The sequence below is a fragment of the Achromobacter sp. LC458 genome, assembly GCF_001005835.2.
GTDB classification, from domain to species: Bacteria; Pseudomonadota; Gammaproteobacteria; order Burkholderiales; family Burkholderiaceae_B; genus Achromobacter; species Achromobacter spanius_B.
In genome coordinates this window covers 34355-58946 of sequence record NZ_LBHW02000019.1, presented here as the reverse complement: position 1 = coordinate 58946, position 24592 = coordinate 34355, and the positions used below count along the sequence as shown (strand labels likewise).

At 67.3% G+C, this 24592-nt stretch carries 23 protein-coding genes; 8 read left to right on the top strand and 15 right to left on the bottom strand.

The features are described 5' to 3' along the window. Positions 1 to 55 precede the first annotated feature (55 nt). The 3 genes from atzF to YH64_RS17020 are packed head-to-tail and all read left to right on the top strand — an operon-like array spanning position 56 to position 6294. The gene (atzF, locus tag YH64_RS17030; protein ID WP_046805199.1) at positions 56 to 1900 is read left to right on the top strand and encodes an allophanate hydrolase; all 1845 of its coding nucleotides are present in this window, start codon (positions 56 to 58) and stop codon (positions 1898 to 1900) included. A gap of 27 nt (positions 1901 to 1927) precedes the next feature. Continuing rightward, positions 1928 to 5569, top strand: coding sequence for an urea carboxylase (gene uca, locus YH64_RS17025; protein WP_046805200.1), 3642 nt, complete (start codon positions 1928 to 1930; stop codon positions 5567 to 5569). Continuing rightward, complete coding sequence (locus YH64_RS17020) at positions 5566 to 6294, top strand: GntR family transcriptional regulator (protein ID WP_046805201.1); 729 nt, start codon at positions 5566 to 5568, stop codon at positions 6292 to 6294. Before uca ends, YH64_RS17020 begins: the two co-directional genes overlap by 4 nt. Here YH64_RS17020 and YH64_RS17015 read toward each other — a convergent pair. The 5 genes from YH64_RS17015 to YH64_RS16995 all read right to left on the bottom strand — a co-directional run bounded on the left by YH64_RS17015 (position 6291) and on the right by YH64_RS16995 (position 9560). Then, a complete protein-coding gene (locus tag YH64_RS17015; protein ID WP_046805202.1) occupies positions 6291 to 7106 on the bottom strand; it encodes an anti-sigma factor in 816 nt (271 codons plus the stop codon). The two genes, YH64_RS17020 and YH64_RS17015, sit on opposite strands and share 4 nt — an antisense overlap. A gap of 1 nt (position 7107) precedes the next feature. Continuing rightward, the gene (locus YH64_RS17010) at positions 7108 to 7620 is read right to left on the bottom strand and encodes an RNA polymerase sigma factor (RefSeq protein ID WP_046805248.1); all 513 of its coding nucleotides are present in this window, start codon (positions 7618 to 7620) and stop codon (positions 7108 to 7110) included. A 29-nt stretch (positions 7621 to 7649) separates the two neighbouring features. Next, positions 7650 to 8018 (bottom strand): lipoprotein, encoded by a 369-nt coding sequence (locus tag YH64_RS17005; RefSeq protein WP_046805203.1) that lies wholly within the window; start codon positions 8016 to 8018, stop codon positions 7650 to 7652. 112 nt (positions 8019 to 8130) lie between these two features. Then, positions 8131 to 8616, bottom strand: a complete 486-nt coding sequence (locus YH64_RS17000) for a GNAT family N-acetyltransferase (protein ID WP_046805204.1) — start codon at positions 8614 to 8616, stop codon at positions 8131 to 8133. A 17-nt stretch (positions 8617 to 8633) separates the two neighbouring features. Continuing rightward, entirely contained in the window at positions 8634 to 9560 is a 927-nt protein-coding gene (locus YH64_RS16995) for a LysR family transcriptional regulator (RefSeq protein ID WP_046805205.1), read from the bottom strand. Between the two features lie 61 nt (positions 9561 to 9621). Here YH64_RS16995 and YH64_RS16990 point away from each other — a divergent pair, with 61 nt between their 5' ends. Together YH64_RS16990 and YH64_RS16985 are read left to right on the top strand one after the other, a co-directional pair. Then, a complete protein-coding gene (locus YH64_RS16990; protein WP_046805206.1) occupies positions 9622 to 10743 on the top strand; it encodes a 4-oxalomesaconate tautomerase in 1122 nt (373 codons plus the stop codon). A 143-nt stretch (positions 10744 to 10886) separates the two neighbouring features. After that, positions 10887 to 11855 (top strand): tripartite tricarboxylate transporter substrate binding protein, encoded by a 969-nt coding sequence (locus YH64_RS16985; protein WP_046805207.1) that lies wholly within the window; start codon positions 10887 to 10889, stop codon positions 11853 to 11855. A gap of 6 nt (positions 11856 to 11861) precedes the next feature. Here the strand turns inward: YH64_RS16985 and YH64_RS16980 are convergent, their stop codons facing one another. The 9 genes from YH64_RS16980 to YH64_RS16940 form a co-directional block, all read right to left on the bottom strand. Continuing rightward, positions 11862 to 13286, bottom strand: a complete 1425-nt coding sequence (locus YH64_RS16980) for a DUF1501 domain-containing protein (protein ID WP_046805208.1) — start codon at positions 13284 to 13286, stop codon at positions 11862 to 11864. Continuing rightward, a complete protein-coding gene (locus YH64_RS16975) occupies positions 13283 to 14797 on the bottom strand; it encodes a DUF1800 family protein (RefSeq protein WP_046805209.1) in 1515 nt (504 codons plus the stop codon). The genes YH64_RS16980 and YH64_RS16975 overlap by 4 nt, the downstream gene beginning before the upstream one ends. A 112-nt stretch (positions 14798 to 14909) precedes the next feature. Further along, complete coding sequence (locus tag YH64_RS16970; protein ID WP_046805210.1) at positions 14910 to 15614, bottom strand: SDR family oxidoreductase; 705 nt, start codon at positions 15612 to 15614, stop codon at positions 14910 to 14912. A 124-nt stretch (positions 15615 to 15738) separates the two neighbouring features. Beyond that, positions 15739 to 16188, bottom strand: coding sequence for an azurin (azu, locus tag YH64_RS16965; protein ID WP_046805249.1), 450 nt, complete (start codon positions 16186 to 16188; stop codon positions 15739 to 15741). Positions 16189 to 16359: 171 nt separating this feature from the next. Next, entirely contained in the window at positions 16360 to 17703 is a 1344-nt protein-coding gene (locus YH64_RS16960; RefSeq protein WP_082134502.1) for a sorbosone dehydrogenase family protein, read from the bottom strand. 126 nt (positions 17704 to 17829) lie between these two features. Next, positions 17830 to 18258, bottom strand: a complete 429-nt coding sequence (locus YH64_RS16955; RefSeq protein ID WP_046805211.1) for a universal stress protein — start codon at positions 18256 to 18258, stop codon at positions 17830 to 17832. A gap of 17 nt (positions 18259 to 18275) precedes the next feature. After that, positions 18276 to 18701 (bottom strand): universal stress protein, encoded by a 426-nt coding sequence (locus tag YH64_RS16950; RefSeq protein WP_046805212.1) that lies wholly within the window; start codon positions 18699 to 18701, stop codon positions 18276 to 18278. Positions 18702 to 18888: 187 nt separating this feature from the next. Then, positions 18889 to 19878, bottom strand: a complete 990-nt coding sequence (gene murI / locus YH64_RS16945) for a glutamate racemase (protein WP_255444540.1) — start codon at positions 19876 to 19878, stop codon at positions 18889 to 18891. A gap of 90 nt (positions 19879 to 19968) precedes the next feature. Then, the gene (locus YH64_RS16940) at positions 19969 to 21045 is read right to left on the bottom strand and encodes a LysR family transcriptional regulator (RefSeq protein ID WP_370512755.1); all 1077 of its coding nucleotides are present in this window, start codon (positions 21043 to 21045) and stop codon (positions 19969 to 19971) included. 161 nt (positions 21046 to 21206) lie between these two features. On the opposite strand from YH64_RS16940, the gene YH64_RS16935 reads away from it, so the two are divergent. From YH64_RS16935 to YH64_RS16925, 3 genes are read left to right on the top strand one after another with little or no spacing between them, the layout of a single operon-like run. Then, positions 21207 to 21782, top strand: a complete 576-nt coding sequence (locus YH64_RS16935; RefSeq protein ID WP_046805213.1) for a chromate transporter — start codon at positions 21207 to 21209, stop codon at positions 21780 to 21782. Next, complete coding sequence (locus tag YH64_RS16930) at positions 21779 to 22303, top strand: chromate transporter (RefSeq protein ID WP_046805214.1); 525 nt, start codon at positions 21779 to 21781, stop codon at positions 22301 to 22303. The genes YH64_RS16935 and YH64_RS16930 overlap by 4 nt, the downstream gene beginning before the upstream one ends. Before the next feature lie 30 nt (positions 22304 to 22333). Then, positions 22334 to 23179 (top strand): DUF1345 domain-containing protein, encoded by an 846-nt coding sequence (locus YH64_RS16925; RefSeq protein ID WP_255444539.1) that lies wholly within the window; start codon positions 22334 to 22336, stop codon positions 23177 to 23179. A 286-nt stretch (positions 23180 to 23465) separates the two neighbouring features. On the opposite strand, the gene YH64_RS16920 is transcribed toward YH64_RS16925, so the two are convergent. Then, positions 23466 to 24587 carry a class I SAM-dependent methyltransferase gene (locus tag YH64_RS16920; protein WP_046805215.1) on the bottom strand — a complete coding sequence of 374 codons (1122 nt, stop codon included), beginning with the start codon at positions 24585 to 24587 and terminating at the stop codon, positions 23466 to 23468. Positions 24588 to 24592: the final 5 nt, after the last annotated feature.

The window sequence follows — 24592 nt, the reverse complement described above, 5'->3', positions numbered from 1 at the left end:
CATGGCACGGCTATTGCTTGGGAATCCGTACTTGTATACAAGAAAGGATTCCAGCATGAATGCCGCAGCAACCCAGACGAGCCCCATTGGTTGGACCATCGCGCAATGGCAGGCCGCCTACCGCGACACCGGCGCGCAGCCCGACGTGCTGCTGGCCGATTACGCCGCGCCGCAAGACGGGCCTGTGGACAATGCCTGGATCTGCCGCGTGGACCGCGCCACGCTGGATGAGCAGCTGGATGGCCTGCGCCTGATGCTGGCCGCCGTGGGCGGCGACATGACGCGACTGCCGCTGTACGGTGTGCCGTTCGCCATCAAGGACAACATCGATGCGGCGGGTTGGCCCACGACGGCGGCCTGCCCGGAATTTGCCTACACCGCACAGGAAGACGCGACCGTGGTGCAGCGCCTGCGCGCGGCCGGCGCCATCCTGATCGGCAAGACGAATCTGGATCAGTTCGCCACCGGCCTGGTGGGCACGCGCTCGCCGCATGGCGCGGTGGCCAACACGTTCAACCCCGACTATGTCAGCGGCGGTTCCAGCTCGGGGTCCGCCTCGGTGGTGGCGCGCGGCATTGCCGCGTTTTCGCTGGGCACCGACACCGCCGGCTCGGGCCGCGTGCCGGCCGGGTTCAACAACATCGTGGGCCTCAAGCCCACCAAGGGCTGGCTCAGCACGGCGGGCGTGGTGCCGGCGTGCCGCACGCTGGATTGCGTGTCGATCTTTGCACTGACCGTGGCCGACGCCGAACTTGTTGCCGAGGTTGCGGGCGGCTACGACGAACGGGATCCGTATTCGCGCCAGATGCCGGCCGGCGCCTCGCTGCCGTGGCCGCGCGCGCCCAAGCTGGCGGTGCCCGCCACCTTGGAGTTCTTTGGCGATGCGCAGGCCGCCGCCGTGTTCGAGGACGCCGTACGCGCCTTGAAGGACACGGGCGCGCAAGTGCAGGCCATTGACTTTGCCCCCTTCACTGAGCTGGCCGCGCTGCTGTATCAAGGGCCGTGGGTGGCGGAACGTTTCGCGGCCGTGGAAGACTTGTGGCAAACGCAGCCCGACGCGATCAACCCCGTCGTGCGCGGCATTGTCGAGCAGGCCGCGAACTACACCGCGCTGGATGCGTTCAAGGCGGAATACCGCCGCGCGGAATTGACGCGGCAGATTCATCAGGCACTGGCCGGGTTCGACGCGCTGGTCGTGCCGACCTCGCCGTCGATCTACACCATTGCCCAGTTGCAGGCCGACCCCGTCACGCTGAATTCGCGTCTGGGCGTGTACACCAACTTTGCCAACCTGGCCGACCTGTCGGCGCTGGCCTTGCCCGCCGGCATGCGCGCCGACGGCTTGCCGTCGGGCATTACCGTGATCGGCCTGGCCTGGCAGGACCGCGCGCTGGCGCAGTTTGGCCGCTTGTGGCAAGCGCAACGCGGGCTGCCCCTGGGCGCTACCGGCGCACCGCTGCCCGCCGGCATCGACGCCGCGCGCGCGCCCGTCGATACGGTACGCGTGGCGGTCGTGGGCGCACACCTGACCGGCATGCCGCTGAACCATCAGCTGACCTCGCGCCACGCGGTGCTGGTGGAAAAGACGCGCACCGCAAGCGACTACCGCCTGTATGCACTGGCCAACACCACGCCGCCCAAGCCCGGGCTGGTGAAGTCCGAGTCCGGTGCCCCCATCGAGGTGGAACTGTGGGACGTGCCGGTGACGGCGTTCGGCGCCTTCGTGGCCGAGATCCCCGCGCCCCTGGGCATCGGCACGCTGGAGCTGGAAGACGGCCGGCTGGTCAAGGGCTTTATCTGCGAACCGCGCGGCCTGGACGGCGCGCGTGACATCACCGCGTTTGGCGGTTGGCGCGCGTATCTGGCCAGCCTGTCCGCCAACGCCGCCACCCCCCGCTAACCCCATCAAGCCACTGGGAGCCGAACCGTGTTCGATACCGTTCTGATTGCCAACCGAGGCGAAATCGCCGTCCGCGCCATCCGCACCCTGAAGCGCCTGGGCATCCGCAGCGTGGCCGTGTATTCCGACCCTGACCGCAACGCCGCGCACGTGCGCGAAGCCGACGTGGCCGTGGCCCTGGGCGGCGAAAAAGCCGCCGACAGCTACCTGCGCATGGACCTGCTGCTGGCCGCCGCGCGCGAGCACGGCGCACAAGCCATCTACCCCGGCTATGGCTTCTTGTCGGAAAGCGCTGAATTCGCCGAGGCCTGCGAGGCGGCCGGTATCGCGTTCGTGGGCCCCACGCCCTTGCAGATTCGCGAGTTCGGCTTGAAGCACCGCTCGCGCGAACTGGCCGCCGAAGCGGGCGTGCCGATGACGCCGGGCACGGGCTTGCTGGCCAGCTTGGGCGAAGCCTTGTCGCAGGCCGAGCGCATCGGCTACCCCGTCATGCTCAAGAGCACGGCTGGCGGTGGCGGCATTGGCTTGTCGCGCTGCGAGAACGAAGCGGAACTGACCGTGGCGTTCGACAGCGTGCAGCGCATGGGCGAACATTTTTTCCGCGATGGCGGCGCGTTTATCGAACGCTATGTGGATAACGCGCGGCACGTGGAAGTGCAGATCTTCGGCGACGGCGCGGGCCGCGTGTTGGCGCTGGGCGAACGCGATTGCTCGGTGCAGCGGCGCAATCAGAAAGTGATCGAAGAAACGCCCGCGCCGCTGCTGCCGGCCGCAACGCGCGCGGCGCTGCTGGCCGCCGCCGTGCAGCTGGGCGAGTCGGTGAACTACCGGTCCGCCGGCACGGTTGAATTCATCTACGACCCGGCGCGCGACAGTTTTTATTTCCTGGAAGTGAACACGCGTCTGCAAGTCGAACACCCCGTCACGGAAGCCGTCACGGGGCTGGACCTGGTGGAATGCATGCTGCGCGTGGCGGCCGGCGAAGCGCTGGACATCGCCGCGATGTCGCGCGCGCCGCAAGGGGCGTCCATCGAGGTGCGCCTGTATGCCGAAGACCCGTTGCGCCAATTCCAACCGTCGCCGGGCGTATTGACCGAAGTGTTCTTTCCCGAGGGCGTGCGCGTCGATGGCTGGGTGGCGACCGGCACCGAGGTGCCCGCTTTCTACGATCCGATGCTGGCCAAGCTGATCGTGCATGCGGACACGCGCGAGGCGGCCTTGGACAAGCTGGCCGACGCGCTGGCGCGCACGCGTCTGCACGGCATCGCCACCAACCTGGACTACCTGCGCCAGATCGTGGCCGACGAACGTTTCCGCGCGGGCAAGCTGTCTACGCGTTTCCTGGACAGCTTTGCGTATCGGCCCGCCGCCGTCGAAGTGCTGGAAGCGGGCACCTACACCAGCGTGCAGGATTATCCGGGCCGCACGGGCTACTGGGACATCGGCGTGCCGCCGTCCGGCCCGATGGACGACTACGCGTTCCGGCTGGCCAACCGCATCGTCGGCAACGCGCCGGATGCGGCGGGCATCGAGGCCACGCTGGTCGGCCCGACGCTGCGCTTTCATGGCGACACCATCGTGGCGTTGACGGGCGCCGAGTGCGCGGCCACGCTGGACGGCGAACCGGTGCCAATGTGGCAACCCATTGCCGTGCGTTCGGGCCAAGTGCTGGCCACCGGCCGCGCGCTGTCCGGTTGCCGCAGCTATCTGGCCGTGCGCAACGGCCTGGACGTGCCCGTCTACCTGGGCAGCCGCTCGACCTTTGCGCTGGGTCAGTTCGGCGGCCACGCCGGCCGCACGCTGCGTGTGGGCGACATGCTGGCCATCGTGCGTCCCGAGCTGGATGCGACGGCCACTGCGCCGCTGGCCGAACCCATGGCCGCGCCGGCCGACTTGATCCCCGCGTATGGCAACACCTGGGAAATCGGCGTGTTGTACGGCCCGCATGGCGCGCCGGATTTCTTCCAGCCCGAAGCGATGGACACGTTCTTCGCGGCGGATTGGGAAGTGCACTACAACTCGAACCGCCTGGGCGTGCGCCTGATCGGCCCCAAGCCGACCTGGGCGCGCGAGAACGGCGGCGAGGCGGGCTTGCACCCGTCCAACATCCACGATTGCGAATACGCCATCGGCAGCATCAACTTCACCGGCGACAGCCCCGTCATCCTGACGCGCGACGGCCCCAGCCTGGGCGGCTTCGTGTGCCCCGTGACCATCGCCAGCGCCGAGCTGTGGAAGGTGGGGCAGGTCAAGCCCGGCGACCGTATCCGCTTCGTGCGCATGGACTATCCGCGGGCGGTGGCGCTGCAAGCGGCGCAGGACCAAAGCGTGGCTGCGCTGTCGGGCGTGGCGCCCGCCGCGACCCAGCCCAGCCCCGTGCCGGCCACCGTGTCCGAGACCATCGTGGCGGCGCTGCCCGCCGAGGGCGCGCGCCCGTCAGTGTCGTATCGCCAGGCGGGCGACGGCTATCTGCTGCTGGAATACGGCGAGAACGTGCTGGACCTGGCGCTGCGCATGCGCATCCACCTGTTGATGGAAGCGCTGAACGCCGATCCGATTCACGGGGTGGAAGAGCTGTCGCCGGGCGTGCGCTCGTTGCAGATCCGTTATGACAGCCGTCAGATTTTGCAGGGCGCGCTGATCGAGCGACTGCTGAAGATCGAAGCGGGGCTGGCCGACGTGGCCACGCTGAAAGTGCCCACGCGCGTGGTCTACCTGCCGATGGCGTTCGAGGATACGGCCACGCTGGGCGCCGTGCAGCGCTACCAGGAAACCGTGCGCGCCAACGCGCCGTGGCTGCCGAACAATGTGGACTTCATCCAGCGCATCAACGGGCTGGCCAGCCGCAACGATGTGCGCGACATCGTGTTTGACGCCAGCTACCTCATCATGGGCTTGGGCGACGTGTACCTGGGCGCGCCGTGCGCCGTGCCGATCGACCCGCGACACCGCCTGCTGACGTCCAAGTACAACCCCGCGCGCACCCACACGGCCGAGGGCACGGTGGGCATCGGCGGCGTCTACATGTGCATCTACGGCATGGATTCGCCGGGCGGCTATCAGCTGGTTGGCCGCACCTTGCCGATCTGGAACAAGTTTCTGAAAAACCCCGTGTTCCAGGACGGCAAGCCGTGGCTGCTGCGCTTTTTCGACCAGGTGCGTTTCTACCCGGTGACCGAAGCAGAGCTGGACGTGTTGCGCGAAGACTTCCGCGAAGGGCGCGCCACGGTGCGCATCGAAGAAGAAGTCTTTGACTTCGCCGCGCACCAGCGCTTCCTGGCCGATCAGGCCGACAGCATCGCCTTGTTCCAGACGCGTCAGAAAAGTGCGTTCGATGCCGAAGTGGCCTTGTGGAAAACGGAAGACGTGGCGGCCGAGCAACCCGCCGCGGCGCCCGAGACCGAGGCCGACACCGCGCTGCGCGAGGGCGAACGCCTGGTCAGCGCCGACATGTGCGGCAACATCTGGAAGATACCGGTTCAGGTAGGGCAGAGCGTATCGGCCGGCGACACGCTGGTGGTCGTCGAAGCGATGAAGATGGAGCTGTCGGTCATCGCGCCCGCAGCGGGCACGGTCACGGCGATACGCTGCGTGCCGGGCAAGCCCGTCAACGCGGGCGACCCGCTGGTGGTGCTGGCCGAAGACGCCACTTGCACCGTGGCGGGATGATGCGGCTGGAATCCGTTCAGGTCAGCCCGGCGATCCGGCCCGCGCCGGCGCTGGCCGGATCGCTGGCCGACCAGGTGTACCAGCGCATCAAGGACGACCTGTTCGACTTTCGCATGCTGCCGGGCGAACGCTTTACCGAAGCCGATCTGGTGACGCGGCTGGGCGTCAGCCGCACGCCGGTGCGGCTGGGTCTGGCGCGCCTGGAGCGCGAAGGCTTCGTGCTGGCGCGCCCGCGCAGCGGTTGGCAGGTGCGGCCGTTTGATTTCGAACGCTTCGAGGCGCTGTACGACGTGCGCGTGGTGCTGGAGCAGGCGGCGGTGGACAAGCTATGCACGCGCGAGCCGATGGACGACTCCGGCATCCTGGGCGCGTTGAAAGACGTGTGGCTGGTGCCGCCGCCGCAGCGCATTCTGGATGGCCGCTTGGTGGCGCAGCTGGACGAGGCGTTTCATTGTTCGCTGGTAGCCGCCGCCGGCAACCCCGAGATGGCGCAGATACACCGCGACGTCACCGAGAAGATCCGCATCGTGCGGCGGCTGGATTTCACCAAGGATTTTCGGGTGGATGCCACCTACGACGAACACGCGGCGATCCTGCGCGCGGTGCTGGCAAGGCGCGGCGACGAGGCCGCGCGCATGCTGCGTTCGCATATCGAAATGAGCAAGGCGGAAGTGCGCAAGATCACGCTGCACATGCTGCATGAAGCGCGCCAGGGCGGGGGCTAGCCCTGCAACTGCCGGTAGACCTCTTGCGATACCCGTTGCAGTTCGTCGCGGCTGACCGCACCGGACAGGGCATAGCCAAACTGGCCTTCCACCCAATAAAACACCCGGACCGGCCCTTCCTGCGTGAACTGGAAGGCGGTCTGCCCGCCCGCGGCTTCGCGCGTAACGTACAGCGTCAGGCGTTGCCCATCGGCCGCGCCGTACATGAATTGTGCGACCGGACCCGAGCCGCCGGGCAGCAAGCGGCCGCCCACCAGTTCATAACCCGCCTGCGATAAGGACGGCGCGCGCACCGGCGCGCCCATGCGCTTGGTCAACCACGTGACCAGGCCTTTTTCGTTGTCGGCGCCCACTTCAACCGGGCGGCCCATGTCCGGCGCGTACACCGCGTGCGCGATGGCGGCGCGTTGGGCATAGCCGCCCGCCGCGCGTTCCGGGCTGGCGGTGGCCAATACCGTTTGCATGCGCTGGGCGTCCATCGCGCCGCGCGCCGTCCAGGCCGCGCCGGCGCTCACGGTGGCGATCAACACGCTGGCCGCCAGCGCGCGCCATGGGAACTGCCGCGCGGGCGCTTTCAAGGGCAGTCGCAAGGGCAGGGGTTCATCCAGCACCGGGTCCAGCAGCGCGTGCAGCGCGCGGCGCTGCGCCTGCCAGTCGGACACGCGGGTCTGGTCCTGCGGATGCGTGGCCAGGAAAGCGTCCACTTCGGCATGCCGCGCGGGCGGCAGCTGGCCATCGGCATAGGCATGCAGATCGGCTTCGGTGATGGGGCTGCCGATGTTCGGAACCGGATGAAGGGATTTGTCGTTCATGTCATTTCACGCGATGCAGCCGGTTGACCGTGTCGCGACCCTGCATCAACGCGCCCAGCTTTTCACGGGCGCGTGACAGGCGCGACATGACGGTGCCCAGGGGCACGTCCAGCACCTGGGCCGTGTCCTGGTAGGACAGGTCTTCCACGCAAATCAGCAACAGCACTTCGCGCTGCTCGGGGGGCAAGGCTTGCAGGCAGCGGTCCAGATCACGTACCTCCAGATGGTCGGTCTGCGTGGCGCGCACCGGCGCGTCGGGCAAGTCGCCCGGCGCGGTCTGGTCGGCCCGCCGGTTGGTGGCGCGCACGCCGTCGATGAAGTGGTTGTGCATGATGCCGAACATCCAGGCGCGTAGCTCGCCGCGTTTTTGCCAGCGGGAAAAGCGGCTCCATGCGCGCTCCAACGTGTCCTGCACCAGGTCATCGGCCCGGTGCGGGTCGCCCGTCAGCCCGCGGGCGTAACGCCGCAGGCTGGGGATGCAGGCCAGGATCAGGGCCTCGTCGTCGGCGCGCATGGTCAAGCTGGGGCGGCGTCAGGCGCGGGTCAAGGCTTGATGACGTGCCAGACGTCCTTGAAGTTGTCGCCGGTCTTGTCGCCCGGCTTGGTGTCCTTGGCGTACAGGTAGACGGGCTTGCCCTTGTACGCCCATTGCTTGGAGCCGTCGTCGCGGGTGATGACGGTCAGATCGCCCATGGGCTTGGCGTCGGCGGGCGCGGCGACGGGCGGCCAGATCTTGGCGCACTGGTCGTTGCAGGCGCTTTTGCCCCCGCTGTCTTTGTCGAAGGTGTAGAGCGTCATGCCCGCGCTGTTGACCAGCATGCCGTCTTGCGTCTTGACGGCTTGGGCGTGGGCGCCGGCCGTGAACAGGGCGGCGGAGCCAAGAACCAGGGCGGCGGCGATATGTTTGCGCATGTTGAGCCTCGTACGATGTGGGGGAAGGGGTGACTGCCCACTACAGACGCCTGCCGCCGGGGCTTTATTCCAGGCGGGCAAAAAGAAATTGCATCGGTCGTTGCTGCAAGGGTCAGCCGGCCGGCCGGACCGCGCCGGGTTCGTAACGCATTTCATATTCCAGGTCGGTCTCCTTGACGCGGGTGAAGCCCAAAGCGGCGTACAGCCGTTGGGCGGGGTTGCTTTTGAGTACGTTCAGCGTCACGGGCGCGCCTTGCGCATCGGCCTGATCCAGGATGCTTTCCAGCAGGCGCCGGCCCAGGCCACGGCCCTGGAAGTCCGGCGCGATCTGGATCTGCACGATGTGCCAGCCGGCAGGGTCGCGGTAGTGCTTGAACAGGCCGGCGGGGCGGCCGTCCACCCAGACGATGTGCGCGTCGTCGAAGTGGTACTGGATGCGGGCCAGGTGGTCGGCGTCAGCCGTCGGCGCGCCGGCGCGTTCCAGGTGTTCCTGCATGGTGGCCTTGCGCAACGCCAGCAGAAAAGGCACGTCTTCTTCGGTGGCGGGCTGCAAGGCCAGGGAATGATCGGGGGCGCGGGGCGCTTGGGACGACTTCATGGGGCTTCGGGGTGATTTCAGGGCGGGGTGGGGGTTTGGCGTTTGGCCAGCTTGCCGGTCTGATGAATCAGGTTATAGAGCTGTTGGGCCGCCGGCGCCAGCGGCCGGCCGCGCCGCGCGATCAGGCCCAGCGTGCGCGTGACGCGTGGATGCTCCAGCTTGACGCTGGTCAGCGTGGCGTGGCCGGCCAGCGGCATCGCCAGCTGCGGCACCGCCGCCACGCCCAGCCCGGCTTCCACCAGGCCCAGCAGGGTCATCACGTGACTGACTTCGAACGCGCTGACGGTGCGCTTGCCGCTTTTGGCCAGCGCATCGTCGATCAGCAGGCGGTTGCCGCTTTCCTTGGCGACGGTCATGAAGCGTTCTTGCGACAGGTCTTCCCACGACACGCTGCGGCGAGTCGCCAGCGGATGGTCGCGCCGCACCGCCAGCACGAAGTCTTCGCGCAGCACCGCCTTGAAATCCACATCGGGTTCCTGCGTGCCGAAAAAGCTGATGCCGAAATCGGCGCGGCCCGTCACCACGCTGTTGAGCACGGTGTTGGCGGTTTCGTCGATGATGCGCACGCGGATGCGCGGGAAGCGTTCGGTGTAGTCGCGAATGACCGAGGGCAGGAAGTAATACGCCACGGAAGGCACGCAGGCCACGGTGACCAGGCCGCCGCGCTGCGCGGCCAGGTCGCCGATGCTGAGCACGGCGCTTTCCAGTTCATCGATGGCGCTGCGGGCACGCTCCAGGAAGATGCGGCCCACCTGGGTCAGCGATACGCGGCGCGTGGTGCGTTCCAGCAGGCGCGCGCCCAGGATGCTTTCCAGCTTGTCGATGCGGCGGCTAAGCGCCGGCTGCGACAGGTGCAGGTCATCGGCCGCCGCGCGGAAGCTGGCGCGCTCGGCCACGGCCACGAATGCCTGTAATTCCTGTAAGTCGAAATTGATGCGTGCCATGCATTAATCCATCCGTAAGTTGCAATTCACATCATAGCCATGCCCGCGCAGAATGGCTTGCATGGAAACCATCATCCCTTGCGTCCTGATGCGCGGCGGCACGTCGCGCGGCCCCTTCTTCCTGAGCGACTGGTTGCCGGCTGACCCCGTGCAACGCGACCGCCTGCTGTTGATGGCCATGGGCTCGCCCCACGCGCTACAGATCGACGGCCTGGGCGGCGGCAACTCGCTGACCAGCAAGGTGGCCATCGTGTCGCGTTCGACCCGGCCCGACTGCGATATCGACTACCTGTTCGCGCAGGTGTCGGTGGAGAAGGCCAGCGTGGACACCCGCCCCAATTGCGGCAACATGCTGTCGGGCGCGGCGCCGTTCGCCATCGAGGAAGGCCTGGTCCAGGCGCAGGACGGCGTCACCTCGGTGCGGGTGCACAACGTCAATACCGGCGCCGTCATCGAAGCCGTGGTGCAAACCCCGGGCGGCCACCTGACTTACGAAGGCGATGCGCGCATTGACGGCGTGGCCGGGTCGGCGGCGCCCGTGCGGCTGAACTTCCTGGACGCCTGGGGCGCGGTCACCGGCCGCTTGTTTCCCACGGGCCGGCGGCAGGACACCGTGGATGGCGTGGCGGTCACCTTGATCGATGCGGCCATGCCGATGGTGCTGATGCAGGCCGCCGACTTTGGCCTGTCGGGCAGTGAAAGCGCCGCGCAGCTGGACGGCAACGCCGACCTGCTCCAGCGCATCGAGCGCATCCGGCTGCAAGCCGGCCTGCTCATGGGCCTGGGGGACGTCTCGAACAGCGTCATTCCGAAACCGGTGCTGGTGGCGCCGTCCCCAACCCCAGATGGGCTGGCATTGCAATCGCGTTATTTCACGCCGCGCGCCTGCCATCGGGCGCATGCCGCCACGGGCGCGGTGGGCGTCGCCAGCGCCTTCCTCATGCCCGGCACGGTGGCCCACGATTGTGGCGGGCCGCCGATACAGGCGGGGTATCGCAGCGTGCGTATCGAACACCCATCGGGCGCGATGAGCATCGATGTCGACCTGGACCCGGTCAGCGGCGTGGTGCGCAGGGCGGGCTTGGTGCGCACCGCGCGCAAGATCATGAAAGGGCAGTTGTACGTGCCCGGCCAGTACACCGATGCACCCGTCTGCGTGGAGGAATCCCACGCAATGGCTTAGCCCGTTGATACCAGTCAACGGGTAATCGGGTCCGACAAAAAGGGCAAAACCGCCCCGGACCCTTGATCTTTCCCTACCGTCGAAGCGACCCGTGGCTATGACACAGAAGTGCCGCGCGACGACCCCTGAATCAGGAGACAACCATGAAGCACCCTCACGTCAAGACCGCCTGCGCGGCCGCCATGCTGTTTGCGTTCAGTGCGTTTGCGCACGCCGAATTTCCCGAGCGTGCCATCACGCTGGTCGTCCCCACCGCGGCGGGGGGCGGCAACGACGTGCTGGCGCGCGTGGTGGGGCAGAAGATCGGCGAGCTGCTGGGCCAGACCGTCATCGTGGTGAACAAGCCCGGCGCGCAAGGGGCCATTGCGTCCGACTACGTGGCGCGTCAGCCGGCTGACGGCTACACGCTGATGCTGGGCTATATCGGCACGCACGGCATCAATCCCGCCATGCAGAAACTGAACTACGACCCCGTCAAGGACTTCACGCCCATCGGCATGGTGGCCGATTCGCCGACCATCATGGTCGTGTCCACGCGCATCCCGGTCAAAGACGTGGCCGCGCTGGTGAAGTACGGCCATGAGCATCCGGATGGCTTGAACTATGCATCGGCAGGCCCGGGCACCGCGCCGTCGGTGGCCGGCGAACTGTTCAATCAAGCCACCGGCACCACCATGCTGGACGTGCCGTACAAAGGCTCGGCGCCGGCGCTGACCGACACCTTGGGGGGCGTCACGCAGGTCATGTTTCCCAGCCTGTTCAGCGTGTACCCGCACCTGAAGTCGGGCATGATCCAGGCCCTGGCGGTGGCCGGGTCGACGCGCTCGGCGGCGTTGCCGGACTTGCCCACGCTGGCCGAAGCGGGCGTCAAGGGCGTGGACGTGCCGCAGTGGTACGCCATCTTTGCGCCCGCCAAGGCGGCGCCGTCGGTGGTGGTGACGCTGAACAAGGCGCTGAACCAGGCCTTGGCGGACCCGGCGGTGGCGCGGAAAATCGCGGAGCAAGGCGCCGAGGTGCGCCAGAGTACGCCGGCCGAATTGGGGGCGTTCGTGGAGAGCGAGGCACTGCGTTGGAAGCAGTTGCTGGGCAAGCGCAAGCTGGCTTCGGGCTGACGGCCGTTACGCCTGCATCAGCATCAGCCGGTCCGCGTCGAAGTTCTTCAAGTTCGGGAACACCAGACCCAAGTCGTCGCGGCCGGCGCCAAACCATGCGCCCAGCGAGGCGCCCAGCTGGTCCACCGCGAACGTGGGCAGCAAGCGGCCGTTGTCCACAAAGCCGGGGCCGTCCAGGGCGATCTCGGGGTGCGTACCGTAAAAGCGCCCGCCATTGACCGCCCCGCCCATGACCAGATGATGCGCGCCCCAGCCGTGGTCGGAACCATTGCCGTTGGACCCCAGCGTGCGTCCGAACTCCGACGCCGTGAAAGTGGTGACGCTTTCGGCCACGCCCATCGACGCCAAGGCATGCTGGAACGTGGCCATGGCCTGGCCCAGCTCGCGCAACAGCGCGGGGTGGGCGTCATTCAAGCCGGTGTGATTGTCATAGCCGTTCTGCGACACAAAGAACACCTGGCGCCGCGCGCCCAGCGCCTGCCTTGCGCCGATGATGCGCGCCACGATCTTCAATTGCTGCGCCAGCGGCGACGCGAAATCACCCGGCACCGCGACGTCGGCCAACGCCGCGCGCAGCTGCGTGTCGGCATCGATGGACTGCGCGGCGATGCGCGATAGCTCGCGTTCCATCAGATGCTCGCGCGGCTGCGTGATCAGTTGGCGCAGCAGCGCCGTGCACGCGCTGGACCCGTACATATCGCGGTGCAGCAGATCAATGGACGTGGACCCGTTGATGCCGACCCGATAGCCCGCGACCTTGCGCCCGGCCAGCAGCACCGTGCTGCCGCCCGCCGTGATGCCGGTGAACGTGCGCTGAGCGTTGGCGCTGGCGAACAGATCGGTCAGCCGGCCGCCCCAGCCCGACGATGCCCCCTCGGGCGCGAGGGCCTGCCAGTAGGCCTGCTGGTCGTTATGCGAAAACAGCTTGGGCGGCAAGGGCACGCGCGCGCTGATGTATTCGGCCTTGGTCGTGGGCGCCACCAGCGGCCCCACGTTCAGTAACACGGCCAGGCGTCCGCTTTCGTACAGCGGGGCCAAGGGGGCCAGCGCGGGCGCCAGCGCAAATTGCGCACCCCCTGCGGCGGGTGCCTTGCCGCGCAAGACGGTGGCTTGCAACGCGTCGCGTGGCAGGGCGATGTCGCCGCGCGCGGCGGCGTAGGCGCGATAGGCGGGCGAGTCAAAGGGAACGATCGTGTTGTAGGGGTCGTTGCCGCCATACAGGAAGACGCAGACCAGCGCCTTGTAGGAAGACGGCGATCCAGACCCCGACCCCGACCCCGACCCCGATGCCGATGGCTCCGGCAAGGATTGCGCGGCCGCGGCACCCAGGGCCGCCAGGTTCAGCGCCAGCGGCGCGGCGGCGCCCGTTGCGCCCAGTGCGCAGGCGCGAAGCAGGAAGGCGCGGCGGTCGGCGTCGTGGCTTCGTTTCATTTTTGCACCAGGTATTCAGGGCTGGCGGCCACCAGCATGATCGCGGCGCGCACGCGGTCGCGCGGCCGGTGGGCGGGCAGGGTAGCCACCGCTTGTGCGATGGCGCTGGCGGTTGTTGCGCTGAAGGCATCGCCCGCCAGCAGCAGCACCACGCGCGCCACCAGCGCGTCGGGGTCGTGCGCCAAGGCAATTTCGGGCGCATACGATGTCTGCAAATCCTCCCAGCCGCGATCGGCGTAGACCGCCAGAAAATTCAGGTAGCCGGCAATGCTGGTCTCATCCGTGATCTGTAGTTCGGGCGCGACCAGATGCCGGCGGGCCAACTCGGTGACGGGTGGCGTATAGCGCGGCCGAAAAAAGTTGAACACGGTGGCCGACCGCATCGGGCTTTGCGCCAGCCGTATCGTGTTGTCGGTGGTGTCCGGCATCGCCCACGCGCCATTGGTCGACGTGGCGCCGAACGCGCGCGCCCATCCCGAAAAGCGCAGGATGGGTTCGCGCACCTTGCCCCAGCCGGGGTTCGCCAGATCGGGGTTGCGCGCCTCCGGGTCCAGCAAGATGGCGCGCAGCACCGCCTTGAGGTTGCCGCGCGCGCCGCTGCCGTCGTCGTCGAACACGGCCGATACGCGCCGCACATACGCCGGGCTGGGGTTGCTGGTGACCAGCCGCTGTATCAGTTGCATGCCGATGAAAGGGCCCACGTTCGGATGCGCACAGATGACGTCCATAGCGCGCTTGAGCGACAGATGCCCATCGGTGCCCGCGGGAATCACCGTGCCCAGGAAGCGCTTTTCCGCCATGGAGTGCTGCGCGTTGTTCAGCGCCATGGGGCGGCGATGAAATTGCACGTCGGTCTCGGGGCCGTTGATGTCCCAGCCGGTGAACACGCGCGCCAGCCCCTGCACATCGGCGTTGGTATAGGTTTCGACCGGCGCGCCGTTGACCTTCCTGACGGTGCCATCGGGCTCCAGTTCCAGCAGCCCGATGCTGAACAGCTGCATGACCTCGCGCGCGTAGTTCTCGTCGGGATGGCGGCCGGTCTTGGGGTCTTCCTTGCGGTTGCCGCGATAGGTCAGCATGCAGCCCATCGACAGGTTCTTGGTCACGGCGGTCAGCAGCGCCTGGTAGCTGCCCAGCGCGTGCTCGGCCAGCAGGTCCATGAAGCCGGCCGCGCCGAACAGCGGCCACGAGGCGGTGATGGACTGCACGCCCACCACGAATATTTCCGATAGCGCGAAGGCCATGCGCGTGCGCACCTGGTCTTCAGCGCTGATGAACTTGCGCCACAGCGTGGATTCCAGCGGCGCGTTGATGCCGTTGCCCTTGAATGCCTCGGTGTTTTTCTTCTGCTGTAGCAGCCAGTCGAAATGCGTTTGGGATGGCGGCATCGCCAACTGCGCGTCCAGCCACGCAGCGTAGCCGTCGCGCACCACGGCGTCGATCAGGGCGGGGGTGGGCCCGAACGTGGCCTGCGCCAGAAAGCGCGAGGCCTGGCCGGGGGTAACTGTCATCGCAAGCCTCTCGTCGAATGCGAAAAACTACGGTACTGAACCGCGCGGCGCGCTTCAATACCGTCATTCGGACGAGAGGATTAATCCTTAAGCATGAGGCCCGGACCGGGGCTCAGACCGAGCGCGTGATGCCGCCGTCGATACGGATGTTCTGGCCGGTGATGTAGGACGACGCGTCGGACGCCAGGAAGGCGATCAGGTCCGCCACTTCGTCGGCGGTGCCGTAGCGGCCCATGGGGATGCGCGCGCGGCGGTCTTCCTTTTCGGGCAGGCTGTCGATAAAGCCGGGCAGCACGTTGTTCATGCGCACATTGTGTTCGGCGTATTCGTCGGAAAACACTTTGGTGAAGGCGGCCAGGCCGGCGCGGAACACGCCGGAGGTGGGGAACAGCGCTTCAGGTTCAAAGGTGGCGTACGTGGAGATATTGACGATGGCGCCGGACTGTTGCTGCTTCATCACCGGCGCCACCAGGCGCGCGATGCGCACGACGTTCAGCAGGTAGTACTCCATGCCCAGGTGCCAGTCTTCGTCGCTGATGGACAGAAGCGGGCCCTTGGGACCGTGGCCCGCGCTGTTGACCACCGCATCGACTCGGCCCCACTTTTGCAACGTGGTTTCCACCAGCCGGGCCAGGTCTTCGGGCGAGCGGTTCGAGCCGGTCACGCCCAGCCCGCCCAATTCACCCGCCAGGGATTCGCCCTTGCCGGACGACGACAAAATCGCGACGCGGTAGCCGTCGGCCGCCAATTTGCGCGCCGCCGCAGCGCCCATGCCACTGCCGCCCGCCGTCACGATCGCTACTTTTTCCGTGCTCATGCCTGCTCCCTGTCGGTGTGTACGAGAAAGCGGCCATTGTAGGGGGAACGCACCCAATGGAAACGGGCTGTCGCCCCGAAAGAATCGGGGGCGACAGCCCGTGTCGGCCGCGGCGTCAGGCGGGTCAGTCGACCAGCTTCAGGCTGCCTTTCATCAGGGCGAAGTGGCCGGGGAACGAGCAGAAGTAGGTGTAGTCGGTGCCGGCGGCCAGCTTGCTGACATCGAAGGTGACGGAGTCGGACTGCCCGCCGCCGATCACCTTGGTGTGCGCGATGACGCGCGCGTCGCCCTTTTTGACGTAGTCATTGTCCAGGCCGGCGGCCATGCCGTCGTTGACGGCGCCCTGCATGTCGGCGGAGGTGGTCAGCACCCAGTTGTGGCCCATGACGTTCTTGGCCAGGTTGCCCGGGTGCTTGAGGTTCACGGTGAACTGCTTGCAGCTTTTGCTGACCGTGATTTCCTTCTTGTCGAACTGCATCTGGTCATTGCCGGCGATATCCACCGAGCATTCGGCAGCCAGGACCGGGGCGGATGCGGCAGCCAGGATCGCGGCCACGCAAAGTTTCTTGAACATCATTTCTTGCCTCCAACGTTTCACTACAAGCGGATTTCCGGCCCGCGCTTGCGCGCCGTGACCGGTTTCACGACATTCTGACTCCGCTACCGGCCAGAATGCCAACACCCGCGCAAGCGGGCTTGATGCAGCGCAAGCCAAGGCGATTGAGTTGCGTGAAAGCGTGGCCGGTCAGGGCTTGGGGCTGACGCGCCAGATTACGTTGCCGACGTCATCGGCCACCAGCAAGTCGCCTTGGCCATCGACGGCGACCCCTACCGGGCGCCCCTGCGCCTGGCCGTCCTTGTTCAGAAACCCGGTCAGCACATCGCGTGCCGGGCCATTGGGCGCGTTATTTTCAAAGGGTACGAAGATGACTTTGTAGCCACTGCGCGGGTCGCGATTCCAGGAACCGTGCTGGCCGACAAACATGCCGCCGGCGTAGGGGGCGGGCAACCGCGCGGCGCCGGACCAGGCCAGCCCCAGCGAGGCGGTGTGCGGACCCAACGCATAGTCGGGCACGATGGCGCGCGCCACCAGGTCCGGGCGCGGCGGCGTGACCCGGGTGTCCACGTGCTGCCCGTAATAGCTGTAGGGCCATCCATAGAAGCCGCCGTCTTTTACCGACGTCATGTAATCGGGAACCAGGTCGCTGCCCAGCTCGTCACGCTCGTTCACGGCCGTCCACAGTGTCTTGCCGTCGGGCGCCCAAGCCATGCCGACCGGGTTGCGCAGGCCCGTGGCGTAGAGCCGCTTGGTGCCGGTGGCCACATCGATTTCCCAGATGGCGGCGCGCCCCTCTTCGATGTCCATGCCGTTTTCCGCCACATTGCTGTTGGACCCGACCGACACGTACAGCTTGCTGCCGTCCGCGTTGGCGATCAGGTTCTTGGTCCAGTGGTGGTTGATGCCGGCCGGCAGGTCGGTGACGTGCACGCCGGGGGCCTGAATTTGCGTCTGGCCGGGCTGGTACGGAAAGCGCAGCACGGCGTCGGCGTTGGCCACGTAAAGCTGGTTGCCGACCAGCGCCATGCCGAAAGGCGAGTTCAGGTTTTGCAGCAGCACGCTGCGCGTTTCCGCCACGCCGTCGTGGTCGGCATCGCGCAGCAGGGTGATGCGATTGGCGCTGGGCGTCTTGGCGCCGGCGCGCTTCATGACGATGCCCGCCGCCCATTCCTTGATGCCGCCGCCCGCGCCTTCGGGCTTGGGCGGCGCGTTGGTTTCCGCGACCAGCACATCGCCGTTGGGCAGCACGTAAAGCCAGCGCGGATGGTCCAGGCCGCCGGCGTACGCGTTAACGGCCAGGCCGGCGGCGGCCACGGGCTGTGCGCCGTCGGACCAGCCGACGGCCTTTGCGGTGTTGACGGTGGGGATCAGCGTGGAGTTGGGCGCGGGCAGCGTCGGGTTCGGACCCATGCCGGATTCCACGGGCAGGGTGGCGATTTCACCGCAGGCGGCAAGCGTGGCCAGGGCGGCCATCGCGCCGATCGTCAGGCCGGCCTGCGCCAGGGGGCGCGCGGTACGCGGGGTGGGCATGATGCGACTCCAGGCTGTGGATTCGCATCATCATACCTAGCCGGGTGCGCCGGGCATCGGTTCCGCCCGGGCGGGGCCTCGGATTGCCGCTGCCACGAGGGAGCGCGGCCGGGTCCGCGTAGCCATTCACTTCACCAGCGTGACCGGTACCTCGGCAAGTTGCAGCACCTGGTTGGCGACGGACCCCATCAGGATGTTGACCAGCGTACCGTGACCGCGAGTGCCCATCACGATGCGGGCGCAGTGCTGGTCGCGGGCGTATCCGGCGATCTCGGTGGCGGGGTGGCCAAACAGCACCTGGCTGGTGTGGTCGGTGCCCGTCGCGCCCAGCAACTGCCGCGCATCTTGCGTGGCCTCCTGGCCCTCGCGGGCGTAGAACTGGTCGATCATGTCTTGCGTGATCAGGCGCGACACGCCGGCGCGGCCATGCGTGGGTGTCTGGACGTTGATCAGGTGGATGCGCGCGGACGCCGCGCCTTCGGCCAATTGACGCGCATAGAGCACTGCGCGGTTGGCATTGTCGGAGCCGTCGACCGGGACAAGGATGTTCAACATGGTTGCTCCTGTGTGCGTTACTTGACCAACGTGACGGGCAGGTCCGTCAGGTGCACAACGCGCGTGGCGATGGACCCCATGAACAAAGACGATACCGAGCCCAGGCCGCGCGAGCCCATGTAGATTTCGTCCGCATCGGATTCCGCCGCCACGCGGATGATGGTGTCGGCGGGTTCGCCGACTTCGATGCGTACGTCGAACGGCACGCCGGCTTTGGTGAGCAGGTCGCTGCTGGCCCGAAGCGCGGCGCGGGCTTCGTCCTGGTGGTACGCATCAATGTCGGCTTGCGCCAGACCGCGTCCGATCTTGCCCGACTTGAGCGGAATCTGCACCGTCAGCAACTCGACGTGCGCGACGGGATCGTAAGCACGTGCCGCCAGCAAGGCTTGGACGGCGTGCAGCGCGGGCGGCGAGCCGTCGACGGGTATCAGGATGCGTTTCATGCGCGTCTCCTTGGGTGCGAGCCTGGGCAGGCGGATTTTTCTACTGTATTCGAATTATTCGCCGGTTTCGGGCCGGGGAAGATGCGCTGGATCAAGCGGGGCGCAGACAGGGAGTTTGCCGCGGTGCGGGATGCTTGGGGTTTTTTCACCCCGATTTTTCGCCTGCAATGTCGACCGAGCGCCGCTGCTACCGCCAGCGCGGGGGAGTTTGAGCGACTGCCACGCCCGGCGCCCAAAGCCGGTCCGCCAGGGCGGCCACGGCCGGCGCATGGCCGGTCGTCTCCAGTTGGCAGATGGCGTGGGGGTGGTGGTCGGTGGCGGGGTCGCCACGGTCCGAGCGGCCTTGGCCCGAGGTGCCTTTGTCCAAGGTGCCTTTGTCCGAGCCGTCGTTGTCCGAGCCGCCTTGGTTCGAGTGGCCTTTGTCCGAGCCGTCTTTGTCCGAGCCGCCTTGGTCCGGGACGGTCTTGCCCGGGTCGGCTGTGCCAGCGGCGCCAGAGCGCAACAGCCGGCGTTGCTGCAACTGGTGCTTGAGCCAGCGGGCGACGGGCGCGCCCGTTTCCAGCAACGGCACGCCAGGGCCGGCCGACGCCTGGATTGCGTCGCGCAAAAACGGAAAGTGGGTGCAGCCCAGCACCAGCACGTCGGCCCCGGCCGCGCGCAGTTCCTCGACGGGCGCGCGCACCGCCGCGTCCACATCGGGGCCTGACAATTTGCCTTGTTCCACCAGCGCCACCCATTCGGGGCAGGGCCGCAATACGATGCGCACCTCGGGCGCCTCGCGCTGGACCAGCGTGGCGAACTTGGGGCTGGCCAACGTGCCGGTCGTGGCGAACACGCCGACCACGCCGCTATGCGTCAGATGCGCGGCCGGCTTGATGGCGGGCTCTACGCCGATGATGATCAGGTCGGGGTATCGCGCGCGCAGCGGCGCAATGGCGGCGGCGGTGGCCGTGTTGCATGCCACGACCATGGCCTTGGCCTGCCGCGAGACAAAATAGTCCGCCATGGCGTAGGCGCGCTGCAACACGAAGTCCTGGGTTTTGTCGCCATACGGCACGTGGGCCGAGTCCGCCACGTACAGCAAGGATTCATCGGGCAGGGCGTCACGAATGGCGCGCAACACGCTCAGGCCGCCAACGCCGGAATCGTATACGCCGATGAGGGAATCACAAGACATGGTCGCAACGCAAAAAGGAAAGACACGTGCCGCGCAGTGTAGCGCCGCGAGCAGGGCGTCTGGCCCGTGGTCCGGCCCGTCGTCCGGCCCCTAGTCCGAGTCCGATCCTGGACCTGTACCCGATCCCAGACCTGAAGCCGATCCTGTGCCCGAGCCCGAACCCGAACCCGGAGCCGAACCCGAACCCGAACCCGAACCCGGCGCTGAACCCGAACCCGACTCCGCGCCTTCGACCCCACCTTCGCCCGCGCCGACGCCGTCCGCGCGATGCCGGCGCACTTCGTCGATCAGCTTGCGGGTCGCGCCCGACAGCGGCGCATCGCGCCAGATCAGCTTCAGCGCGGCGCGCAGCGCCACGGGGCCGGTCACGTTGACGTACACCACGCCTTCGATGTTCACGCGCCGCAATGACGCGGGCACAAGCGACACGCCCAGGCCCGCCGCCACCAGGCTCAAGGTGGACAGCATGCGCGGCGCTTCCTGCACCACGCGCGGGCTGAAGCCCGACGCGCTGCATGCCGTGATGATGGCGTCGTACAGGCCCGGGCCGCTGTGCCGCCGATACAGAATCAGGGATTCCTCGGCCAGCTCGGACAGCGCGATCTGCTGTCGCGCGCGCCCCTTGACGGCGGGATGGTCGGCGGGAAACGCGGCCAGCATGGTTTCTTCCAGCACCGTTTCCTCGGCCACGCCCGGCGTGCTGGCATACGCGCCGCGAATGAAGGCCACGTCGACCCGGCCTTCACTGACCGCGTCGCGCAGTTCGCCCGAGCTGCTTTCTTCCAGCACCAGCCGCACATTGGGCGCGCTTTCCCGAAAACGGCGGATGACCGACGGCACGAAGGGATGGAACGCCGCCGACCCGGTAAACCCCACCGTCAGCCGGCCGGCTTCGCCCTGCGAGACCCGGCGCACGCCGTCCACCGCCTGATCGACCAGCGCAAGAATGCTGCGCGCGTCTTCCTTCAAGGCACGGCCGCTTTCGGTGAGCTCCATGCCGCGCGGCAGGCGATGAAACAGGGTCACGCCAAGCTCCTGTTCCAACACGCGTATCTGTTGGCTCAGCGGAGGCTGGCGGATGCCCAGCCGTGCCGCGGCCTTGGTCAGGTGAGCTTCCTCGGCGACGGCCAGGAAGTAGCGCAGCAGGCGCAGATCTACAGATGCCATATGCAGTGAATATGATTGTTTGCGTGGTCATATATTAGACATTATCCAAGCCGAAGAGTAGGCTGCGAGCCTTGATTTTCCGCTGTCGCCGCGCGCGTTTCGCGTGGTGAGAACGACGCGCCCGCCCTTGCCCCGCCGGCCTTGCCCCGGCCTACGACCCTATGAATGCAGCAGCCTTGACCCCCGACGCCGCCACGCGGCCGCCGCCCACTTGCGGGCAATTGTTCACCGGTTTCCTGATGCTTGGCCTGACCGCTTTCGGCGGCGCGTTGCCCCTGGCGCGCCGCATGGTCGTTGAAAAGCACGGCTGGTTGAGCGGCCCCGAATTCACCGACCTGCTGGGGCTGTGCCAGTTTCTGCCCGGCGGCAACATCATCAACCTGTCGGTGGCGCTGGGCATGAAGTTTCGCGGGCCGCGTGGCGCGTTCGCCGCCTTGATGGGGCTGATTCTTGCACCGTCGGCCATCGTCATTTTGCTGGGCATGGTGTATGACCGCTTTCAGAACGATCCGCATATCCAGCACCTGTTCGCCGGCCTGGCTGCGGCGGCGGCGGGGCTGCTGATTTCGATGGCGGTCAAGATCGGCGTGCCGGTCATCAAGCGCCGCGACTGGCTGGCGGGCGTGGTGGCAACGCTGTGCTTCGTGGCCGTGGCGGTGCTGCGCATTCCGCTGTTGCCCACCATGGCGGTGCTGACGCCGTTGAGCATCCTGCTGGTTTGGAGGCAACGTCGATGATCCACACACTGATTGCCCTGGCCCTGATCTTTTCCCAGCTATCGGTGCTGGCGTTCGGCGGCGGCAACACGATCCTGCCCGAGATGCAGCGCCAGGTCGTGGACGTGCACGGCTGGATGACGGCGGCCGACTTTTCGGCCCTGTTCGCGCTGGGGCAGGCCGCGCCGGGGCCGAACCTGATGGTGGTCACGCTGGTGGGCTGGCATGTGGCCGGTTGGTGGGGCATGTTGGTCACCACCATCGCCAAGTTCGGCCCGTCGTCGCTGATCACCATCGTGGCGCTGGGCTTGTGGGAACGCTTCAAGGACCGCCCATGGCGGGGCGTGATCCAGGCGGGTATTTTTCCCATGACGGTGGGGTTGGTCGCGGCCAGTGCGGCGCTGATCACCGAGGCGTCCGTGCACTCGTGGCTGCTGGCCGCGATCACCACCGTCGTGGCGGTACTGGGCAGCACCACGCGCATTCACCCGCTATGGCTGTTGTTTGGCGGCGCGCTGGTGGGTTTGTTGGCGATCGGTTAGCGTAGGCGCATGCCTAGCGCAGGAGCCCCCATGACCCAACCGAGTACGACCAAACCTCGGGTTGAAGAACCAAAGGACGGCGAACAAAAGGTTCGGACGGCGCGGCCCGACGAAGCGGATCGGGGCGATACCGATCGGGACCACGGTAAGCCGGACTGCGCAGAGCCGGGCGAAGCCAAGCCCGACCACGCCAAGCCCGACCACGCCAAGCCGAACGACGGCCACAGCGCCTCAGTTGAGCGCCTGCCCTTTTTTCACGCGCATCGACGCCTGATGTTGTGCGGCATGCTGTTCCTCGCGGTGGGCGGCGGCGCGTACGCGTGGGGGCGTTCAGTCAGCCTGGCGCTATTGCTGGGCTTCGATGCCGCCGCGCTGGTGTTCCTGGTGCTGACGGCGCGGGTGTTTGGCAAGGCCAGCCCCGCTTCAATGCGCGTGCAGGCCAGGCAGCAGGACGTGGGCCGTTTCGGCGTGCTCTGGAGCAGCGTGGCCTTGTCCTGCATGGTGTTGATGGCGCTGTGGGTCGAGCTGCACGGCGAAAGCAGCTCGGGCGGCGCGCTGGATATCCTGGCGGCGGGCGCGACCATCGTGCTGTCGTGGCTCTACATGAACATGATTTTTGCGCTGCACTATGCGCATGGCTACTACGGCCATCGGACCGGCGCGCACAAGGGCCTGGATTTTCCCGGCACGCAGGAACCGGACTACTGGGACTTTGCGTATTTTGCGTTGGTGCTGGGCATGACGTTCCAGGTGTCGGACGTGCAGATCGTCAACCGCCGCGTGCGCCGCATGGCGTTGATGCACAGCGTGATCGCGTTCTTCTTCAACGTGTTCATCATCGCAATCAGCGTGAACGTGGCGGCGGGAAAAGCATAGCGAAAGCGGAGAGGGAATGCCCCCACGCGGCGCACGCTACGCGCGCTTGCTGCCCCCCGAGGGCGCGCCTCCCGCCTTGGGGCGGCCCGGCGGCGGGAGGGAATGCCCCCACGCGGCGCACGCTAGGCGTGCTTGCTGCCCCCGAGGGGGCGTCTCCCGCCTTGGGGCGGCCCGGCGGCGGGAGGGAATGCCCCCACGCTGCGCACGCTAGGCGTGCTTGCTGCCCCCCGAGGGGGCGTCTCCGGCCTTGGGGTGCCCCGCGCCGCAGGCGTCGGGGCCTTCGCGATCAGGCGGCGGCGCCCAATCTCCACAGCGAGGTGACTTCCTTTGAGCGCGCGGCGTATAGCGGGTCGCTGGGGTCTTTGGCGCGGGCGTGCGTGGGGCGGGTGTCCAGGCGTTCGATGACGCGCAGGCCGGCCGTGTCGATCATTTCAAGCAGCTGTTCGCGCGTGCGCAGGCCCAGGTGCTCGGCCAGGTCAGACAGGATCAGCCAGCCTTCGCCGTTGGGCGTCAGGTGCGCCGGCAGCCCGTTCAAAAAGCCGCGCAGCATGCGGCTGTCGGGGTCGTACACGGCTTGCTCCACCGGCGAGCTGGGGCGCGCCGGCAACCACGGCGGGTTGCAGACCACCAGCGACACCCGGCCTTCGGGGAACAGGTCGGCGTCAACCACGTCGACCTGTTTGTCCAGGCCCAGTCGTTCCAGGTTTTCGCGCGCGCAAGCCAACGCGCGCGGGTCCTGGTCGGTGGCGATGACGCGCTTGCCGCCTCGGCGTGCAATCACGGCCGCCAGCACGCCGGTGCCCGTACCGATATCGAACGCCACGCTACCGCGCGGCATCGGCGTATTCGCCACCAGATCCACATACTCGCCGCGCAGCGGCGAGAACACGCCGTAGTGCGGATGGATGCGGTTGTTCAAAGCGGGGATCTCAACGCCCTTCTTGCGCCATTCAAACGCGCCGATCAGGCCCAGCAGCTCGCGCAGCGACGCCACATAAGGCTCGTCGGCCGGGCCGTGCGCTTCTTCGCAGGCCTGGCGCGCATCGGGCGCGCGGCGCAGCGAAATGCCGTGGCCAGCGTCAAACGGAATCAGCAGCATGCCCAGGATGCGGGCGCGCTGCGATTGGATCTGGCGATGCTGGTTGAACGCTTCCAGCATGGTCTCGACCGGCTTGCGCGGGCGCTTGTCCACGCGCCGCGTCATGGCCAGCAGCAGCTGGCGGGCGTTCTGGAAATCTCCGCGCCACAGCAGGCCCACGCCTTCGCACGCCTGGCGGTACGCCATGTCGGCGGTCAGTTTGTCGTCTACCACCACCACGCGCTTGGGCGGCGTTGCGCCGGTTTCAGAGCGCCAGCGGGCGGAATGGGGGACATCGTTTTCGACCCAGTGCAATTCGGGGGCGCTCAATGTGT

Bases quoted from the DNA above. Each gene is read 5' to 3' on its own strand.
- YH64_RS16930 (WP_046805214.1), top strand. From the start codon at position 21,779: ATGATCCACACACTGATTGCCCTGGCCCTGATCTTTTCCCAGCTATCG.
- YH64_RS16970 (WP_046805210.1), bottom strand. From the start codon at position 15,614: ATGAGCACGGAAAAAGTAGCGATCGTGACGGCGGGCGGCAGTGGCATG.
- YH64_RS16940 (WP_370512755.1), bottom strand. From the start codon at position 21,045: ATGGCATCTGTAGATCTGCGCCTGCTGCGCTACTTCCTGGCCGTCGCC.
- YH64_RS16960 (WP_082134502.1), bottom strand. From the start codon at position 17,703: ATGCCCACCCCGCGTACCGCGCGCCCCCTGGCGCAGGCCGGCCTGACG.
- azu (WP_046805249.1), bottom strand. From the start codon at position 16,188: ATGTTCAAGAAACTTTGCGTGGCCGCGATCCTGGCTGCCGCATCCGCC.
- YH64_RS17005 (WP_046805203.1), bottom strand. From the start codon at position 8,018: ATGCGCAAACATATCGCCGCCGCCCTGGTTCTTGGCTCCGCCGCCCTG.
- YH64_RS16955 (WP_046805211.1), bottom strand. From the start codon at position 18,258: ATGTTGAACATCCTTGTCCCGGTCGACGGCTCCGACAATGCCAACCGC.
- YH64_RS16980 (WP_046805208.1), bottom strand. From the start codon at position 13,286: ATGAAACGAAGCCACGACGCCGACCGCCGCGCCTTCCTGCTTCGCGCC.
- YH64_RS17020 (WP_046805201.1), top strand. From the start codon at position 5,566: ATGATGCGGCTGGAATCCGTTCAGGTCAGCCCGGCGATCCGGCCCGCG.
- atzF (WP_046805199.1), top strand. From the start codon at position 56: ATGAATGCCGCAGCAACCCAGACGAGCCCCATTGGTTGGACCATCGCG.
- YH64_RS17010 (WP_046805248.1), bottom strand. From the start codon at position 7,620: ATGCGCGCCGACGACGAGGCCCTGATCCTGGCCTGCATCCCCAGCCTG.
- YH64_RS16985 (WP_046805207.1), top strand. From the start codon at position 10,887: ATGAAGCACCCTCACGTCAAGACCGCCTGCGCGGCCGCCATGCTGTTT.
- YH64_RS16995 (WP_046805205.1), bottom strand. From the start codon at position 9,560: ATGGCACGCATCAATTTCGACTTACAGGAATTACAGGCATTCGTGGCC.
- murI (WP_255444540.1), bottom strand. From the start codon at position 19,878: ATGTCTTGTGATTCCCTCATCGGCGTATACGATTCCGGCGTTGGCGGC.
- YH64_RS17000 (WP_046805204.1), bottom strand. From the start codon at position 8,616: ATGAAGTCGTCCCAAGCGCCCCGCGCCCCCGATCATTCCCTGGCCTTG.
- YH64_RS16975 (WP_046805209.1), bottom strand. From the start codon at position 14,797: ATGACAGTTACCCCCGGCCAGGCCTCGCGCTTTCTGGCGCAGGCCACG.
- YH64_RS16990 (WP_046805206.1), top strand. From the start codon at position 9,622: ATGGAAACCATCATCCCTTGCGTCCTGATGCGCGGCGGCACGTCGCGC.
- YH64_RS17015 (WP_046805202.1), bottom strand. From the start codon at position 7,106: ATGAACGACAAATCCCTTCATCCGGTTCCGAACATCGGCAGCCCCATC.
- YH64_RS16935 (WP_046805213.1), top strand. From the start codon at position 21,207: ATGAATGCAGCAGCCTTGACCCCCGACGCCGCCACGCGGCCGCCGCCC.
- YH64_RS16925 (WP_255444539.1), top strand. From the start codon at position 22,334: ATGACCCAACCGAGTACGACCAAACCTCGGGTTGAAGAACCAAAGGAC.
- YH64_RS16950 (WP_046805212.1), bottom strand. From the start codon at position 18,701: ATGAAACGCATCCTGATACCCGTCGACGGCTCGCCGCCCGCGCTGCAC.